This is a genomic window from Geomicrobium sp. JCM 19039 (genome assembly GCF_000698145.1).
Lineage (GTDB): Bacteria > Bacillota > Bacilli > Bacillales > Marinococcaceae > Geomicrobium_A.
Genome location: NZ_BAXB01000011.1, coordinates 69736 through 86542 on the forward strand (window position 1 = coordinate 69736; position 16807 = coordinate 86542).

Annotated in this window: 17 protein-coding genes, 2 pseudogenes and 1 riboswitch; of the genes and pseudogenes, 10 read left to right on the plus strand and 9 right to left on the minus strand. The window is 44.1% G+C overall.

Annotated elements, in window-relative coordinates:
• Positions 1 to 89 precede the first annotated feature (89 nt).
• Positions 90 to 2840 carry a 5'-nucleotidase C-terminal domain-containing protein gene (locus JCM19039_RS12000; RefSeq protein WP_052398752.1) on the plus strand — a complete coding sequence of 917 codons (2751 nt, stop codon included), beginning with the start codon at positions 90 to 92 and terminating at the stop codon, positions 2838 to 2840.
• Between the two features lie 260 nt (positions 2841 to 3100).
• On the opposite strand, the gene JCM19039_RS25550 is transcribed toward JCM19039_RS12000, so the two are convergent.
• From JCM19039_RS25550 to uppP, 8 genes are all read right to left on the minus strand, one after another.
• Positions 3101 to 3670 carry an extracellular solute-binding protein gene (locus tag JCM19039_RS25550; RefSeq protein WP_255343657.1) on the minus strand — a complete coding sequence of 190 codons (570 nt, stop codon included), beginning with the start codon at positions 3668 to 3670 and terminating at the stop codon, positions 3101 to 3103.
• 243 nt (positions 3671 to 3913) lie between these two features.
• Entirely contained in the window at positions 3914 to 4114 is a 201-nt protein-coding gene (locus JCM19039_RS25555; protein WP_238545024.1) for a hypothetical protein, read from the minus strand.
• Positions 4115 to 4140: 26 nt separating this feature from the next.
• Entirely contained in the window at positions 4141 to 4398 is a 258-nt protein-coding gene (locus tag JCM19039_RS25560; protein ID WP_238545025.1) for a hypothetical protein, read from the minus strand.
• A gap of 23 nt (positions 4399 to 4421) precedes the next feature.
• Positions 4422 to 5231 (minus strand): carbohydrate ABC transporter permease, encoded by an 810-nt coding sequence (locus JCM19039_RS12010; protein ID WP_042427426.1) that lies wholly within the window; start codon positions 5229 to 5231, stop codon positions 4422 to 4424.
• Complete coding sequence (locus JCM19039_RS12015) at positions 5228 to 6109, minus strand: carbohydrate ABC transporter permease (RefSeq protein ID WP_042427428.1); 882 nt, start codon at positions 6107 to 6109, stop codon at positions 5228 to 5230. The genes JCM19039_RS12010 and JCM19039_RS12015 overlap by 4 nt, the downstream gene beginning before the upstream one ends.
• A 94-nt stretch (positions 6110 to 6203) precedes the next feature.
• Entirely contained in the window at positions 6204 to 7700 is a 1497-nt protein-coding gene (locus tag JCM19039_RS12020; RefSeq protein ID WP_042427429.1) for a uracil permease, read from the minus strand.
• 12 nt (positions 7701 to 7712) lie between these two features.
• Complete coding sequence (locus JCM19039_RS12025; RefSeq protein WP_042427432.1) at positions 7713 to 8288, minus strand: xanthine phosphoribosyltransferase; 576 nt, start codon at positions 8286 to 8288, stop codon at positions 7713 to 7715.
• Positions 8289 to 8366: 78 nt separating this feature from the next.
• A riboswitch (purine riboswitch) is annotated at positions 8367 to 8466 on the minus strand.
• A 166-nt stretch (positions 8467 to 8632) separates the two neighbouring features.
• On the minus strand, positions 8633 to 9454 hold the full coding sequence (uppP, locus tag JCM19039_RS12030) for an undecaprenyl-diphosphatase UppP (RefSeq protein ID WP_042427436.1): 822 nt from the start codon (positions 9452 to 9454) through the stop codon (positions 8633 to 8635).
• Positions 9455 to 9512: 58 nt separating this feature from the next.
• Between uppP and JCM19039_RS12035 the strand changes: the two genes are divergently transcribed.
• Positions 9513 to 10085, plus strand: coding sequence for a TlpA disulfide reductase family protein (locus JCM19039_RS12035; protein ID WP_042427439.1), 573 nt, complete (start codon positions 9513 to 9515; stop codon positions 10083 to 10085).
• Here the strand turns inward: JCM19039_RS12035 and mciZ are convergent.
• Entirely contained in the window at positions 10061 to 10204 is a 144-nt protein-coding gene (mciZ, locus tag JCM19039_RS12040) for a Z-ring formation inhibitor MciZ (RefSeq protein ID WP_042427442.1), read from the minus strand. The genes JCM19039_RS12035 and mciZ overlap by 25 nt on opposite strands.
• Before the next feature lie 83 nt (positions 10205 to 10287).
• On the opposite strand from mciZ, the gene JCM19039_RS12045 reads away from it, so the two are divergent.
• The 8 genes and pseudogenes from JCM19039_RS12045 (at position 10288) to JCM19039_RS12080 (ending at position 16746) form a co-directional block, all read left to right on the plus strand.
• On the plus strand, positions 10288 to 10839 hold the full coding sequence (locus tag JCM19039_RS12045; RefSeq protein ID WP_042427445.1) for an NUDIX hydrolase: 552 nt from the start codon (positions 10288 to 10290) through the stop codon (positions 10837 to 10839).
• A gap of 52 nt (positions 10840 to 10891) precedes the next feature.
• The gene (gene spoIIM / locus JCM19039_RS12050) at positions 10892 to 11539 is read left to right on the plus strand and encodes a stage II sporulation protein M (protein WP_042427447.1); all 648 of its coding nucleotides are present in this window, start codon (positions 10892 to 10894) and stop codon (positions 11537 to 11539) included.
• Between the two features lie 112 nt (positions 11540 to 11651).
• Positions 11652 to 12140 carry a Fur family transcriptional regulator gene (locus JCM19039_RS12055; RefSeq protein WP_042427450.1) on the plus strand — a complete coding sequence of 163 codons (489 nt, stop codon included), beginning with the start codon at positions 11652 to 11654 and terminating at the stop codon, positions 12138 to 12140.
• Positions 12141 to 12205: 65 nt separating this feature from the next.
• Positions 12206 to 12484, plus strand: a complete 279-nt coding sequence (locus tag JCM19039_RS26555; RefSeq protein WP_255343658.1) for a DUF4227 family protein — start codon at positions 12206 to 12208, stop codon at positions 12482 to 12484.
• Between the two features lie 18 nt (positions 12485 to 12502).
• Positions 12503 to 13396 (plus strand): site-specific tyrosine recombinase XerD, encoded by an 894-nt coding sequence (gene xerD, locus JCM19039_RS12065; protein ID WP_042427570.1) that lies wholly within the window; start codon positions 12503 to 12505, stop codon positions 13394 to 13396.
• Positions 13397 to 13458: 62 nt separating this feature from the next.
• Positions 13459 to 14618: pseudogene (deoB, locus tag JCM19039_RS12070) on the plus strand (phosphopentomutase).
• Positions 14615 to 15423, plus strand: a pseudogene (locus tag JCM19039_RS12075) (purine-nucleoside phosphorylase). Before deoB ends, JCM19039_RS12075 begins: the two co-directional pseudogenes overlap by 4 nt.
• Positions 15424 to 15447: 24 nt before the next feature.
• Entirely contained in the window at positions 15448 to 16746 is a 1299-nt protein-coding gene (locus tag JCM19039_RS12080) for a pyrimidine-nucleoside phosphorylase (RefSeq protein WP_152550195.1), read from the plus strand.
• Positions 16747 to 16807 lie beyond the last annotated feature (61 nt).

Here is a 16807-nt window from a genome sequence, read left to right on the forward strand (position 1 = left end):
GCAAAATTTTACACAGAATTTACGGAGAATCCATCATTTTTTGTTATTGTTGGGATACTTACAATCTATGAAAAGAAAGGGAGTATCTCATGAAGTATAGGTTTAGAAAAGGGCTAGGAGTTTCTGCAGGGGTGTTGGTGGCATCGGCAATTCTCACGCCTACGATTGATGCAGATTCACCAGAGCAGATTCGAATTCTTCATACGAATGACATTCATGCTTCTTTTGATGATTATGCAAAAGCGTCTGCTTATATCCAAGATGTAAGACAAACCGATGATCACGTATTGTATATGGATGCTGGTGACTATGCGAGCGGGAATCCTGTCGTTGACTTGAACTTTGGGATTCCAATGGTGGATGTGTTTAATGCAGCAGAACTTGACGTGCTTACGATCGGGAACCATGAATTTGACTACGGACAGGACCACCTAATCAACAATATGGACTCGTCGGATTTCCCGTGGCTTGGGGCAAATGTTGATACGTTAGAGACAGGTGTTGAAAATCCTGAACCGTATGAATTATTTGATGTTAACGGAACGACGGTTGGTGTATTAGGAATCACGCAAGCGCCCCCTGCAACAGCACCAAGTAATGTTGAGGGGATGGCATTTGAATCTAATTATGCTGCAGTTGCAAATGAGTACCAAGAAGAACTCGAACGTGAAGCAGACGTCATTGTAGCACTCACACATATCGGAGTGAATGCAGACGTCGCGCTTGCTGAAGATGTTGATTATTTTGACTTGATTATTGGCGGTCACTCCCATACAACACTTCAAGAGCCTCGTGTTGTGAACGGCACGCCGATTCTCCAGGCAGGTGCGAATTTGAGTCACGTCGGGGATGCCGTCCTCACGCTCAATGATGGCAAGGTTACAAATGTCGAAGCTGAGCTCATTTCCGTAGACACATTAGAAGAAGTGGATGAGAATGTGCAGCCAATTATTGATCAGTACAATGATGAAATGGACGAAATACTGGGCGAAGTGATCGGCTATTCAGAGAACGGGCTTTCGCGTGATGGCAGGTTTAATGGGGATGCGCCTCTCGGCAACTTTTGGACAGATGCGATGCGCTCGCTCGGAGACGCTGACATTGCGTTTACGAACAACGGGGGGATACGAGATAGCATTCCGAGCGGTGATGTAACGTTACATGAGATCTATACGATTGAACCGTTTGCCAATGAGATTATGCTCATTGAAATGACAGGCGAGGCGATTGAAAATGTGTTGGAGTATTCGTATTCTAGAGATCAAAGAAACCAGATTGATCTACAAGTATCAGGGATGGAATACGAAATTGTCACCGGAATGACAGGCAACTATTTAGACACGCAAATGACGATCGATGGTGAGCTGGTCGATGAACAGGCGACGTATACGGTTGCCGTTGCGGATTATATCGGTACTGGCGGGTCTGGATATGAATTCGAAGGTGAAGTAATTTCAGAAACGATTGGACTCATGACGGATGCGATGACCCAATGGGCACGTAGTCTTACCGATGCCGGAGAAACGCTCGATTATGAGCAAGAAGGTAGAATTAGTATCACCATTGATCCAGAAGGGCCGTTGCCAGGAACGATCATCGGTGCTACAGAAACGGGTTTGTATTCAGCAAACAAGCGTCTGCAAGACACAGGGATCGGTAATTTGTACACAGATAGCCTCATCGAACGTACCGATGCTGAAATTGCCATGCTGAATGGTTCATCTGTGACTGGGCAAATTCCTCCTGGTGAAATTACGGATGAGCAGATTGAATCGCTAGATGCGTTTGGAAACGAGATCGTACTCGTTGAAGCGACGGGGGAACGAATTGAAGAAATGATTCTTGAGCAGTCCAATTATCACCAAGGCGTTGACTTGCAAATTGCTGGTCTCGACTATACGTTAATTCCTGCGGAATCAGGCAATGGGTTTGATGATATTCACATTGAACGCGTCAATGGTGAGCCGTTTATAGACGATGAGCAGTATACGGTTGCTTATAATGACTTCATGCATGCGAATAGCTTTTATAATCTTGGTGACGAGCTTGAAAGTTTCGGACCGGTATGGCAAGCGGTCGTTGATTTTGTAACCGACTACGATGGACCGATTAACTATGAAGAAGGCTCCCGCATTACGATTGAAGGCGCAGACGTTGAACCAGACCCAACAGGTGCAATCAGTGTACAAGAAGCACTGGAAAACAATCAAGGAATTCGAAATGTGAGAGGATACATTGTCGGGAGCATTAACAATCAAGAAGTGATTCTTGGTGAAGGAACGCACGCACCGTCGAATCTACTCTTAGCGGACGATCCGAGTGAAACGGATCGAGAGAAAATGCTACCTGTGCAACTCGTCAACAATACACCGGTTAGACATGGGTTAAATCTTGTTGCTCACCCGGAACATGTAGGTGAGCATGTGACGATTACCGGTGAACTCGATACGTATTTTGGAACGCCGGGTATGAGAAGTCCAACCGGATATGAGTGGGTCACCGAGTCGGGACCGGGACCTGAGTGTGTGTATGAAGAATGGTCAGGTCAGGTTGTATATACGGCTGGCGACCGGGTGTCACATGAAGGGAACACGTATGAAGCGAAATGGTGGACGACGGGTGAAAATCCGACGCAATCAGGAACTTGGGACGTTTGGCAACTAGTAAAAGATTGTCAAGATGAAGAAGAAGGTGTACAGGTTTGGGGTGAGACGATCACGTACCATGCTGGAGATGTCGTTTCATACGAAGGGAATTTGTATGAGGCGAAATGGTGGACTCGTGGAGAGAAACCAACGGATTCCGGTGAGTGGGACGTTTGGAAACGAATAGACGGGTAAAATAGCAAAACGCTCTGGAGTTTTTCCAGAGTTTTAGGTAGGCTGAGTATCTTGCAACAATGCGTGTAGGTGGTTACGTTCGTCAGTTAAATGGAGTTCGATAGCCTTTATAAGACGTATTGATGTTGGACTCCCCAGCTTTTCCAGACGCTTTTTCATAGGATGAAAGTAGATATGACTTTCTCAATCGTGGCGTGACCGCTACATTTCTAAGCTGTTATTCAGATGGGGTTAACCATTTTTAGAAAGTGTCGTTGCTGTTAATTTATAATCGCGTTGATTTCTGACTCCAATTCGTTTAAAGCATCTTCTGCGCTCATCCCTTCATGCATCCGCTCAAGTGATATCATGATTTGTTCTCGCACTTCTGGAAAAGCATCCATGAGTGCCCCTTGTGTGGCAGGAGAAGGGGTCGTATTTTGCAACTGTTCCACCGATGTTAAAAATTGCGGAAATTCTCCATAGAGCTCTTCTAAAACCGGTTCATTATAAGCGTCGGTGTGGACAGGGAAATATCCAGTTGCCGCTGACCATTCGGCTTGCACGTCAGGTTGGACAGTGTACTTAACGAATTCCCAAGCGGCTTCTTGAACTTCTTCAGGAATGTCCGCCATCATCCATACGGAAGCTCCACCAACGATAACCCCCTCTGGGTCTTGACCATCTGGGTGCGGGATCGCTGCTGTACCCACTTCAAAGTCTGGTGATGTAATATTGTCATACGTTGCTGCTGTTGAATCAAGGTACATCGCAACATCTTCTGCAATGAAAGCAGCGCGAATGTCATCCCACGTTCTGCCGAAGTTTCCGAGAGTGCCATCCGCAATCATTTCTTCAATCCACGTGTAAATGGCGAGCCTTCTTCGCCATTAATAAACGTTTCGCTAGGATCACCAGCACGACCGTTTTCTTCGTTCACAAGTTCGGCGCCTTGGTTGGCGAGTAATTGTTCAATAAACCATCCGTAAATGAGGAGGGAAAACCCGTACGTATCTCCATCCGTTAGTTGTTCAGCGTATTCTTGTACTTCACTAAATGTTTGGGGTGGGTCTTCAGGGTCTAATCCTGCTTCTTCAAAAGATCTTTGTTGTAAACATTAAGGCGTTGGACGTGTTAAAAGGCATCGAGTACAGTTCATCTTCGTACTGGTAGTAGCTAAGAATATTCTCTTCAAGTGTTGATACATCAAACCCATCTTCATCAATAAACGTTTGCATCGGCTCGGCAAATCCAGAATCAATCATATAGCGCGTGCCGACTTCAAAAACTTGCATGAGGGCAGGTGCATCGGGCGTTCCCGCTAACTGTCGTATTTGGGTGAGGGCTTCCTCATAACTGCTTGATAATTGGCCTGTACATAGATGTCATCTTGGGATTCATTAAAATCATCTGCCATTGCTTCCACCGCTTCTCCTGCAGAGCCTCCAAGTGCGTACCAAAAATCGACGATAATTCGATCATCTTCTGTGTAAGCAATGTCTGATGTTTGACCACTACATCCTGCAGCAATCAATGCAGGAATGGATAGAGCTGTCATTAAACGCTTTTTATCTTTCATCTAAATCCCCCTTAAAAAAATGATTATCCTTTCAATGCTCCTGACGTCAAACCTCGTTGAATGTGTTTGATGCCAATAAACAATAAAAGCAACGTCGGTATCAAAATAATGACGACCGCAGCCATGACCATGCTCCAGTTCGTAGAAGCTTCTTGAGAGATCATCATGTTAATGCCAATTTGAATCGTTCTTACGGTCGTATCACTCGTGACAAGCAGTGGCCACAAATACATGTTCCACGTCGTTAAAAACCCGTAAACACCAAGAGCGACAAGGACTGGTTTGGACAACGGTAAGGCAAATGAACGGTAAAAGCGAAAGCGACTACACCCGTCGATCTCTGCAGATTCATACAATTCTTTTGGGATGGTCATAAAATGTTGTCGGAGTAAAAAGATGCCAAATGCTGTAGCTAGAAACGGTAGCGTTAATGCTTGGTACGTATTTAGCCAGCCTGCATTCAAAATCGTTACGTAATTGGGGACAACCGTTGATTCCCAAGGAACGAGTAGCGTTGAAATAAATAAAAAGAAGAAGAAATTCCGACCTTTAAACGGGATGAACACAATCGCGAAAGCCGCTAGACTGCAAAGAACGAGTTGCCCGATTGTTACGCTAACACTTACGATCAAACTGTTAATTAAAAACCGAAACAGCGGGATGGAAGCAAATGCTTGCACATAACTATTGAAATTAAAACTTTCTGGAATGTAGACGCCACGATGTAACTCTCCCGAGTTTAAAAAGCTCGCAAGCAAGGCAAATAATAACGGGAAGGTGAGTAAAAACGCTGAGATAACGAGTAAAACATAGAGAAAAATTTTTCGTTTCATTGATAGTGCACCCGCCTCTCACCGAACTTAAATTGTAAAAATGTGGCGAGTAGTATGATGAAAAATAAGATGACTGCTTGTGAGCTAGCTGTCCCAAAGCGTGCGAACTCAAAAGCTTCTCGGTAAATGGAGTACACAATGACGTTCGTCGATTGGTTCGGTCCCCCACCTGTAAGGATATGAATTTGCCCAAATGATTGAAACGAGTTAATGAGGGTAATGGTCGACACGAAAAATAATGTCGGTGAAAGCATCGGAATCGTAATTTTGAACAATCGCTGAAAATATCCAGCCCCATCAATTTTGCTGCTGTCGTAAAGCTCATCAGAAATGTTTTGCAAACCCCCAAGTAAGATAATGAAACAAATGCCGACGTTCATCCAAACAGTCGTAATCGCCACAGAATAGATGGCATACGTCGAAGATGTGAGCCAAGGAATGCCTTCAGCTCCGAAAAATCGTAAAAATTCATTGAAAACACCGAGACTCGGATGAAATAGAAACAGCCAAATGGCTGCGCCAGCGGCAACGGACACGCCCATCGTTGAGGAGAATAACACCCGAAAGAAAGCGATCCCTTTAAGTTTTTCGTTGCCGAGCACAGCTAAATAGAGAGCAAGCACAACGGTTGTTGGCACGGTGAGAAGCGTGAAGATAAATGTGCTCTTCATACTTTGGATGAACTGAGAGGATTGCATCCATTGCCAATAGTTTTCAAGGCCGACAAATGAAAGCACTTCACCTCTTGGGCTCGTCTCCGACAAACTGTAGATGACCGTCATTATCATCGGATAAAATAAGAATATTCCGAGAATGATGAGTGCAGGAAGCATATACAACATCGCTTCCCCAAAGTTTTTCCATTCGTTTCTACGCATAGACCATTCTCCTTATGTGAGCATAAAAAACCATAGAGACGATAACCTCACATCATCTCTATGGTTGTTCACATCCGATTTATTCATAAATGTTTTAGATTTGTACAATTCTCTTTCGTTTCGCCAGTATCGCATAATACCCAAAGAAGAGTACGAGTAGAAAATAGGCCATCGTAAAACTAGGCGCAGCGTTTACGGAAAGCTCTGGCGCATGGGTGAATCCAAAGAATGATAACAGCGCGCCAATGCCGCTATAAATGGTTGCATGGGCAAATTTATGATCAATAATAAATACTGTAAGTGCACCGAGCACAATACCTGTAAACATCGCCCCTTGCCCAAGGGGCAATAAGCCTAGTGAGATACTTTCCATCACTTCTGGAGCGTCATTTTGGAAGCGCGTCATAATGTAATTGGCCACGTAAGGCAAGATGGCAATCACAACGGCAGGGTAATATTTCTTTGCGTTCGAATGAAAAGCAGTGGCAAGCATCGAGACCCCTGCAAAAACGAGAATGGGGGCAACAGCTGCGGTTGGAATGACAGAAGAAAGTGCCCCAATTAAGCCGAATACTGCCGCTATTGCAAACACAATGCCGTTTAACAAACTGTAGCCTCGTCCGGCTCCCATCCATTTAGAGCCAATGGAAGCAACATAAACGGTCGTCGGAAACACGCCCCCAAAAAATGTGCCTAGTATCGTTCCACCACCATCAACAGCTTGGCATTCTCGCACATCATAGCGATCCCCCTCAGCAGCCATAGCCGCCGTGTTGTTCATCGTCTCAATGGCGTTGTAAAGTGTAATCGGTAAGATGATCGCTAGTAAACCGACGAATGTTGTGAACAATGCTTGAAAGCCAAAGAATACTTCCAATGTAGGGATAAATGGATAAAATCCAACATGAGCAAGTGCGTCCTGAACTTCAGCAACCGTAATTTCACCGATTGAAAAAGCGAGTAACGTTCCAACGATAATCGCAAATAATGAGGACGGGATACGAAATGGAAGCATTACTTTTCCAAGGACGCCCATAAGAATAATAAAGAGGGCAACAAGGCCGACCATTGGAACCGCAAAGATTTCAAACAGCATCTCACCAGCAATAAAGGTGAGCGCAACGCCGGCGAGAGCGCCGAGCATCGCTGGTTTTGGCAAGTGTTTCGTTAACCAATTTCCACTTAGAGAAATAATGACTTCAATTAAGCCGCTAAGCAAACAGGCAGCAAGTCCAATTCGAAAAGCCAACTCCGCATTTCCTTCTGTTAGTGTATACGCAGGGGCGAGTACACCGAAAAGGAAAACAAACATGACTGGCGTACTAATCCCATAAGCCATCGCTGTTACGTCCGTGCGATTTTCTTTAACCGCCAACCGTTTTGCTTGCTGAGCATAATACAAATTGCCAGCAATAACCGCTATTGCAGCACCAGGGATGACTTTCCCAAAAACAATATCAGCAGGAAAGCCGATGGCAAGCATCGTTGCTGAGATAATAACGAAGTTCGCGAGATTGTTTTGGAAGAGGGCAAAAAAAGCATCGATGTCTTGTCTTTTGAAAAGTGGGTACTGCACAGTTTGGTGTGTCAAAACAAAAGCTCCTTATTGTTGGATGAATTGGATGTTGTCTTTGTCTAAAGAAGCAATTCTTGCTAACGATTCAACACGGTAGTGCTGCTCGGTTAGTTTGTTGCGCCCAGGTTGGAACGATTTTTCAATGACAATGGCGATCGCGGTAACTGTAGCTCCAGCTTGTTCAACCACTTGGCATAAACCTACTGCCGCTTCACCATTCGCTAAGAAATCGTCGACAATGACGATGTGGTCATCCGCATGGAGAAATGATTTAGAGATTGTAATCGTTCTAGAAACTTGTTTCGTAAAAGAGTAGACCTCTGCTGTGTACACAGAGTCATCCATCGTAATCGATTTTTGCTTTCTCGCAAATACCATGTCTACTCCGTAATGTTTCGCGAGCATAAGTGCAGGGGCAATCCCTGAAGATTCTAATGTGACAATTTTTGTAACGGGTGCGTCACCTAGACGATGTTTCCATTCTTTAGCCATCCCGTCCATTAACTCTGGGTCAACTTGATGGTTTAAGAAAGCGTCAACTTTCAGAACACCTGCCCCTAAAGTTGTACCATCTGTTTTAATTCTGTCTTCTAGTTGCTTCATTTGTCTAAAACCCCCGAAGTGCTTTATGAACAAAAAAAGCGACTTGTGTTCACAGAAGTGAACACAAGTCGCCAAAAAAGCACGATAATGTTCACTCGTAGTCAGGAAATTACGGTTTCCTGGTAGAAACTTGCAAGCCAATCCTTGCGGTTATACGAGTGGTAGATATTGTAGAATTATAACGTATGCGCGATCTGTTTGGAAAGATGGAAATGTGAGGAATTTGCAAACAAAAAAGAGTGAGAGGCGGTTTGGCTCTCACTCTTTGAAGGTTTTATGACAGTTTCGTTAGCTGTAACAATCTTCTTTGACATCCGAGCTTTCGCTCGTTATCGTAAAGGAGATTAGATGTGCGCAGGTTCTAAAAAGGCAGCGACAAAAATGGCAAGTATAAAACAGTAGATCGCAAAATAGAATAACTTGCTCTTTTCAAGCCAACCAATAAGCCACTTGATGCCAATAATCGAGAAGATAAATGTAACGACGAAAGCTGTGATGAGTGGCACAGTGCCTGCATCACTCATGCCGCCTTGGAAAAGGTCACCAATCGCAAGCACCGATGAACCGAGAATAACCGGAATCGATAACAAAAATGAGAAGCGAATGGCGGTCTTCTTATCAATGCCTAAAGCTAAAGACGCAATGAGTGTTGAGCCAGAGCGTGATACGCCAGGAATGACCGCAAGTGTTTGGGCTAAACCAACAACAATCGCATCAATGAAGTTCATCTCGTTAACGGAGCGGGTATGCGTAAACTTAATTCTTTCAATGATTAGTAGAAATAGCCCTGTTAAAAACAACGCTCCAGCGATGACGAACGGTGATTTAAGAAATTGTTCCGCCGCGTCTTCGAGAATAAGTCCGAGTGCTCCCGTAATGGCTGTTGCAATAATAAGGTATAATGCAAAAAGAAAGGCTCCACGGTCTTCACGTTTCTTTTCAAACATAAAACGCAAGCTGCCTGTGACGATTGCGAGGATATCTTTTCGAAAAAACAGAACGACTGCAAGCATCGAAGCGACGTGCAAGAGAATCTCAAATGTTAAGCCTTCAAAGTTTGTTCCAAAAATAAATTGTAGAATGACAAGGTGCGCAGTACTTGATATCGGTAGAAATTCTGTTAACCCTTGTACAATTCCAAAAATAATTGCTTCAAAAACCGACATAACCTGTTACTCCTTCCGTAAGTAAACCAATTGTATTCATATTGAGGTGAAATGACCAATGAAAAAATGGATGACGATTTCAGCTGTTGCGATAGCCGCCATCATTATCGTAAGTATCGTCTATGAAAATGTATCCTCTCCACCCGTTGGTGTCAACCACGGAATGGCAGCCCCAGAGTTTTCTCTAGAGCTTGCCGACGGTGACGGAGAAGAAATGAGTCTATCGGACCAACAAGGGAATCTAGTAATTCTTAATTTATGGGCATCATGGTGTGAGCCGTGTGTGGATGAGCTACCTTTACTGAGTGACTTGCACGAAACGTATAAAGATGAAGGCGTCGTAGTACTCGCCAACAATCTCACAACTCGTGAACGACAAATCGAAAATGCCTTTGAATTTTTGCAGGAACACCCAGTGGAAATGCCTGTACTTATGGATTATGATGGTGATTTTCTTGACATGTATCCACTGCAAGGGCTGCCGACCACTTATGTGATTGATGAAGATGGCATTATCGCTGACATTATTGTAGGTGAAGTTGATGAGCAAATCATTGAAGCGAGGGTTATGCTCATATCGAAGAGAAAATGGCAGCCGATGCTTAGTTATTGTTTTTTCGTCGGTGACTGAGTAGCTTCGCACCATTCTTGCACAGTCCGGTAATGTTTTTGGTATTTTTTCAACTGATAGAGCACTTGCCAGCTCTTTCCTTGGATGATCACTTGCTTAGGTTGTACGTACACTTTCATCACAAGACCCCCTTGCTCGATTAGTCCTATCAGTTTTATGCAGGTGAGAGAAGGAATATACGTTAACGTTGGAGGATGACGAGATGACAAACAATGAAGAAACGATCACGAAGAAAACGGTATTTGATGGGAAAATCATTCGATTAGAAGTTCATGACGTACAATTACCCGAAGGCAAGAATGGAGTGAGAGAGGTCGTCAAGCATCCAGGTGCTGTCGCCGTAATTGCTGTCACCGATGACGAGCGGGTGCCTCTCGTGCGCCAATACCGCAAAGCGCCTGAAGAGTCGTTACTAGAAATACCCGCTGGGAAATGTGAACCAGGTGAACAACCCATCCAGACAGCAGAACGAGAATTGCTAGAAGAAACAGGATGGCAGGCAGGCTCGCTAACGGAAATTGGCGGCTTTTACACATCGCCTGGTTTTGCTGATGAATTTATTACCGTATTTCTTGCCGAAAACCTCCAACAAAAAGAGCAGGCTCTTGATGAAGATGAATACGTTACCGTTGAAATGTGGTCACTGAATCAAGCTCTGGGCGAGGCAATGGAAGGGAAGTTCCGGGATGCCAAAACCGCGTATAGTTTGCTCTATCTAGCAGCGAACAAACACTCTATTATTTCTTCGTCATAAATCTATGAACCTTCTCATACGTTCTAGTAACGGGTAGAGGAGGTTTTTTATTATGAAGTTGAAGCCATTTGTTGAAAGGCAAATCCATATTCATATTTCCGAATATCGATCATTATACGTGTTTTCAGCTGTTCTATTTTTTATGGGCATTATCTTCGGTGCAATCGTCGTGAACAGTTTGAGTCTATCCCAAAAAGAAGATTTGTTCATTTACTTGCAGCAATTTTTTGGACAAGTTGGAGATGGTCAGCTTACCGCTGATGGTGATTTGTTTTGGGAGAGTTTTGTTCATTACATTAAATACATCGGACTCATGTTCGTTCTTGGGTTGTCGGTCATTGGTTCACCGCTCATCTTGCTTCTATTATTCTTAAAAGGAATTGCGATTGGGTTTACGGTCGGTTTTCTCGTGAATCAAATGGGAATCGAGGGATTTGTGCTTTCCCTTGTCACCGTATTACCCCAAAATATATTGCTCGTGCCAATCATTATGATCTCTGCTGTTTTATCAGTGGCATTCTCATTGAGGTTGATCCGCCAACAGTTTATTAAGACGATTCGCCCTGAGCCAATCTTCCCGCATTTTGTAAGGATATGTATGTTCATGGTTGTTGCGATCGTTGTCATTGTTGGGGCTGCAGCAATTGAAGCGTTTGTGTCACCGTCGTTGCTCTCTTATGTGACCGAACAACTCCTTTGAATAACTATTAAATTATAATGATTACAATTTGAAAACGATAATGATTATCGATTAGTGTTGACAGTGTTATTTTGAATCATTATAATAACGATAGACATCAAGGGGGGAGATTATGGCTGTAGAAGAGCGTATGACCTTTATAAAGAAGCAGTTGCATTCTCAAAGTTATAAGCTGACACCCCAGCGGGAAGCAACTGTTGAAGTTCTTCTTGAGAATGAAGAAGACCATTTAAGTGCTGAAGATGTTTACTTACTCGTCAAAGATAAAGCCCCAGAAATTGGCCTTGCAACCGTGTACAGAACGTTAGAGCTTTTGAATGAACTTGAGATTGTTGATAAGATTAATTTTGGTGATGGTGTGTCCCGCTACGATTTGCGAAAAGAAGGGGCTGACCATTCGCATCACCATCTCGTCTGCATTCAGTGCGGCGACGTTTCAGAGATTGAAGAAGACTTGCTTGCAGAAGTAGAGACGAAGGTCGAACGAGAATGGAACTTCAAAATAAAAGATCATCGATTGACCTTTCATGGGGTGTGCAATGCTTGCCAGACAAAAGCTGCTGAGCAATCACATCAAAAAGAGACCGTCGGTCAAGAGTAAACCTTATCCGGATCCAGCTCCGGATAAGGTTTTTTGTCGTCTTCAAACGTATATTTCGGACGGTTTTGGGCATAAGATGGTACGAGTCCGAATGTTTACTAATAGGAGGCAACGGCGATGTTTTTACGACTAGAGCTGTTTGGAATGGCCTGAAAATTTTAATTGTTTTTGTGGCATGCACAGCCATGTTTTACTATGGTATCCTGTTTGTAATGGCAGAATACCAAGGCGATCATCGATTTGATGAGCCTGAAGGAAATGCAATTAAAGTGTTTGAAAGTGATGTGAGTCAACAGCCTACTTTTCAAGAGAGGTTGTGGCATTTCTGGCAGCGAGGTGAATAAATGGCTGAGCAGGCGTTGCTGAACGATCCGATTGAAGATTTTTTACACTATTGCATTGTTGAACGCAGGTTAGCTGACAATACGATAGCAGCATATCGGCGGGATTTGCTTCTTTACGCGCAACATATGAAAGCGGAGTACCATTTTACGCACTGGAATGATGTGCAGCGCACTCATATTTTAGATTTTTTTTATTCACTTAAAAATGATGGAAGAACGACGTCTTCCCTCGCTCGGGTGTTGTCGTCGGTTCGGGCATTCCACCAGTTTTTACTTCGAGACCATGTGACAGATCATGATCCATCAGATTTAGTGGAGACACCAAAAGCAGGGAGGAAACTGCCTGTTGTTTTGTCGATCAATGAAATTGAAAAACTCATTGGAGCAGCCGATGAGTTGAAAAGTCATTTTCAACTCCGTGATGTTGCGATGCTAGAGCTCATGTACGGGACCGGCATTCGCGTAACGGAATTGTGTGAACTCAGCTTTAAAGATGTTCATTTGGAGATGGGATTTGTCCGCTGTATTGGAAAAGGAAACAAAGAACGAATCATCCCTCTTGGCAAGCCGGCAAAAGTAGCGATCGGTACGTATTTGGATAAAGCAAGACCAATGATGACGAAAAACGAGTCGCATGAATATTTGTTTGTTAACCGAGAAGGTAAACGGTTGAGTCGGCAAGGGTTTTGGAAGATCTTGAAAAAAACTGTACAACTGGCGGGCATATCAAAAGAAGTGACACCGCACACGTTACGGCATTCTTTTGCTACACACTTAATTGAAAACGGTGCCGATTTGCGCGTTGTTCAAGAAATGCTAGGGCATGCGGACATTACAACAACGCAAATCTATACGCACGTATCGAAAAAACATTTACGCCAAGTGTATGTGGATCATCATCCACGAGCGTAGATTGAACAGAGAGGAAGATTTTTGTGAGTGAACGTAAATACAACCGAGTCTTTTTAGTCGTGATGGATTCTCTTGGCATTGGAAATGCACCCGATGCTTTAGAATACGGAGATGAGGGATCGGACACGCTCGGCTCCATTGCACGTGCTGTTGGAGGTCTTCGTATCCCGAATTTAAACCAGCTCGGGCTCGGTCACTTAAAAGATGGCCCTGGCTTGGAGCAAGTAGAAACTCCGCTTGGAGATTTTGGCAAAATGAATGAGCTATCCAAAAGCAAAGATACAATGACAGGACATTGGGAGCTTATGGGTCTGTTTGTGGACAAGCCATTTCGAACGTTTGAGAACGGATTCCCCGATGCCCTCATTTCCCAATTAGAAGAAGAAACGGGCAGGAAAATTATCGGCAATTGTGTTGCGTCAGGAACGGAGATTATTAAAGAACTTGGTGCTGAACATGTCGACACAGGAGCCTTATCGTTTATACATCCGCGGATTCGGTATTACAAATTGCAGCTCACGAAGAAGTCGTTCCACTAGAAGAGTTGTATGAGATCTGCGAAAAAGCACGCAAGCTCACACTTGATGAACCGTACATGCTCGGTCGTATTATTGCACGTCCGTTCATTGGTGAAAAAGGGGCATTTGAAAGAACGGCGAACCGCCATGATTATGCATTGAAGCCGTTTCAACCGACCGCTTTGAATGCGCTTGAAGAAGGCGGATTTACATCACAAGCGATCGGAAAGATTGATGATATTTTTGATGGAGAAGGCATTAACGATCGGATGAGAACGTCGTCAAATATGGATGGTATGGATAAGTTAATCGAAGCAACGAAACAATCGTTTACGGGATTATCATTTTTAAACCTTGTCGATTTTGACGCGTTATTTGGGCATCGAAGAGATCCGCACGGATATGGAAAGGCGATTGAAGAGTTTGATGAGCGGCTGCCTGAACTGTTTGAGAGCTTAAATGCCGACGACTTACTCATGATTACAGCTGATCACGGGAATGACCCCACGTACCGAGGCACTGATCACACGAGAGAACAAGTGCCGTTGCTCGTTTACCAAAAAGGACAGCACAAGTCAGTCAATTTAGGCACAAGAGATACATTTGCCGATGTTGGTGCGACAATTGCGCATAATTTTGGTGTGAAGATGCCTGAGTATGGGACGAGCTTTTTGGACTTGTTAGGAGGGAATCAACCGTCATGAAGACGACTGCAAAAACGATTGAATACATGAGATCAAAAACCGATGTTGTACCAGAAATTGCCATCATTCTCGGATCAGCCTTGGTGATTTAGGTGACAAGATCGAAGCAGATACAATCATTCCTTACGAAGAATTAGACGGGTTTCCACGCTCTACGGTGTCTGGTCATGCCGGAAGGTTTGTTATCGGTTCACTAGAAGGAAAGTCAGTTATAGCGATGCAAGGGCGGTTTCATTTTTATGAAGGTTATCCGATGAGTGATGTCGTATTGCCTGTTCAAGTGATGGCAGACCTTGGTGCGAAGACGTTAATTGTGAGCAATGCGGCTGGTGGTGTAAATACTAATTTTTCACCCGGAGACTTGATGCTTATTGATGATCATATTAACCATATGCACAGTCATCCACTGATTGGGCCAAATGATGATACAATTGGACCGCGCTTTCCTGATATGTCTACAGCATACGACCGGGCGTATAAACAACTCGCCAAACAAGAAGCCGAAAAACTGGGACTACAACTAAAAGAAGGCGTGTACGTTGGAACGACGGGTCCGACGTACGAGACGCCAGCTGAAGTTCGGATGTTTCGTACCCTTGGTGCAGACGCTGTTGGCATGAGCACTGTACCCGAAGTGATTGTTGCTGTGCATCGAAACATGCGTGTGCTTGGCATTTCTTGCATTTCAAATGCAGCAGCTGGCATTTTAGATCAACCGCTTAGCCATGAAGAAGTGATTGAAACGACGAACGAAGTCAAAGGGAATTTCTTAACACTTGTACGAGCCATTGTTCGTTCAATATAAATTATAAGTACAGGAGTGATCGTCGTGAGAATGGTAGATTTTATTGCACAAAAGCGAGACGGTGGAGCGCACACTGATGAAGAGATCAAACAATTTATTCGTGAATACACAACGGACATCATCCCGGATTATCAAGCATCGGCTTGGGCGATGAGCGTGTATTTTCAAGGCATGACGAAAAGCGAAAGTGCTGCACTAACGATGGCAATGGCAGACTCTGGTGACAAACTAGACCTCTCCAATATCGAAGGGAAAAAAGTAGACAAGCATTCTACAGGCGGAGTAGGCGATAAAACGACGTTCATTTTATCGCCACTTGTTGCTGCTGCAGGTGTGCCGGTTGCAAAAATGTCAGGACGGGGCTTAGGGCACACCGGCGGTACAATTGATAAACTTGAAGCGTTCCCTGGATTCCAAACAGAAATGCAAGTCGAAGACTTTATTGATACAGTGAATAACCATAAACTTGCTCTCGTAGGTCAAACAGGGAACTTGACGCCTGCAGATAAGAAATTATACGCCCTTCGAGATGTGACAGCGACGGTCAATGCAATGCCACTCATTGCAAGTTCTGTTATGAGCAAAAAAATTGCAGCGGGTGCTGACGGTATCGTTTTGGATGTAAAAGTCGGTAGCGGCGCATTTATGAGTGATATTGAAGCTGCAAGAGAACTTGCTTCTACGATGGTCGATATCGGGAATGAACTCGGCCGGGAGACGGTTGCGGTATTGTCAGATATGGACCAGCCGTTAGGTGAGATGGTCGGCAACTCATTAGAAGTGAAAGAGGCCATTGACGTATTAAAAGGTGGAGGACCTCAGGATGTGAGGGAGTTGAGCATTCGTTTGGCCGCTCATATGCTCGTTCTCGCTGATCGGGTGAAAGATGTAGAGGAAGGAGAAGCGCTTGCAAAAGATCTCATTCACTCTGGAAAAGCGTTACAAGCATTCAAAGAGTTTGTTGTCCGTCAAGGAGGTCAAGGTGAACTCGTTGACCAACCAGAAGACTTCTTAACTGCAAAACACGTCATTGAAGTTGTTGCACAGTCGAGCGGTTATGTAAAACAAATGAATGCAGCAAAAATAGGACAAGCTGCCGGACACCTCGGTGCTGGGAGAATGAAAAAAGATGACCCGATTGATCATAGTGTCGGTGTACAAGTAAAGAAAAAGCGTGGCGACTATGTTGAAAAAGGGGAAGCGCTCGTGTACTTGCACAGCAATACAGAAGACGTTGCCACTGTAAAGGCACTTATTCAAGAAAGCTATGAAATGACAGAGCAACGTGTTGAAGCGAGGCCACTTATTTTAGATGAAATGTAGAGAACACCGATCCAAGAAGCTTTTGCTTCTTGGATTTTTGTTTGTTTAACGTCAAGATAAA

Excerpts from the sequence above, each read along its gene's own strand:
- JCM19039_RS12015 (WP_042427428.1), bottom strand. The coding sequence starts at position 6,109 with ATGCGTAGAAACGAATGGAAAAACTTTGGGGAAGCGATGTTGTATATG.
- JCM19039_RS25555 (WP_238545024.1), bottom strand. The coding sequence starts at position 4,114 with ATGCAAGTTTTTGAAGTCGGCACGCGCTATATGATTGATTCTGGATTT.
- spoIIM (WP_042427447.1), top strand. The coding sequence starts at position 10,892 with ATGAAGTTGAAGCCATTTGTTGAAAGGCAAATCCATATTCATATTTCC.
- JCM19039_RS12010 (WP_042427426.1), bottom strand. The coding sequence starts at position 5,231 with ATGAAACGAAAAATTTTTCTCTATGTTTTACTCGTTATCTCAGCGTTT.
- JCM19039_RS25550 (WP_255343657.1), bottom strand. The coding sequence starts at position 3,670 with ATGATTGCGGATGGCACTCTCGGAAACTTCGGCAGAACGTGGGATGAC.
- JCM19039_RS25560 (WP_238545025.1), bottom strand. The coding sequence starts at position 4,398 with ATGAAAGATAAAAAGCGTTTAATGACAGCTCTATCCATTCCTGCATTG.
- JCM19039_RS12025 (WP_042427432.1), bottom strand. The coding sequence starts at position 8,288 with ATGAAGCAACTAGAAGACAGAATTAAAACAGATGGTACAACTTTAGGG.
- JCM19039_RS12045 (WP_042427445.1), top strand. The coding sequence starts at position 10,288 with ATGACAAACAATGAAGAAACGATCACGAAGAAAACGGTATTTGATGGG.
- uppP (WP_042427436.1), bottom strand. The coding sequence starts at position 9,454 with ATGTCGGTTTTTGAAGCAATTATTTTTGGAATTGTACAAGGGTTAACA.
- mciZ (WP_042427442.1), bottom strand. The coding sequence starts at position 10,204 with ATGAAAGTGTACGTACAACCTAAGCAAGTGATCATCCAAGGAAAGAGC.
- JCM19039_RS12055 (WP_042427450.1), top strand. The coding sequence starts at position 11,652 with ATGGCTGTAGAAGAGCGTATGACCTTTATAAAGAAGCAGTTGCATTCT.
- JCM19039_RS12000 (WP_052398752.1), top strand. The coding sequence starts at position 90 with ATGAAGTATAGGTTTAGAAAAGGGCTAGGAGTTTCTGCAGGGGTGTTG.
- JCM19039_RS12035 (WP_042427439.1), top strand. The coding sequence starts at position 9,513 with ATGAAAAAATGGATGACGATTTCAGCTGTTGCGATAGCCGCCATCATT.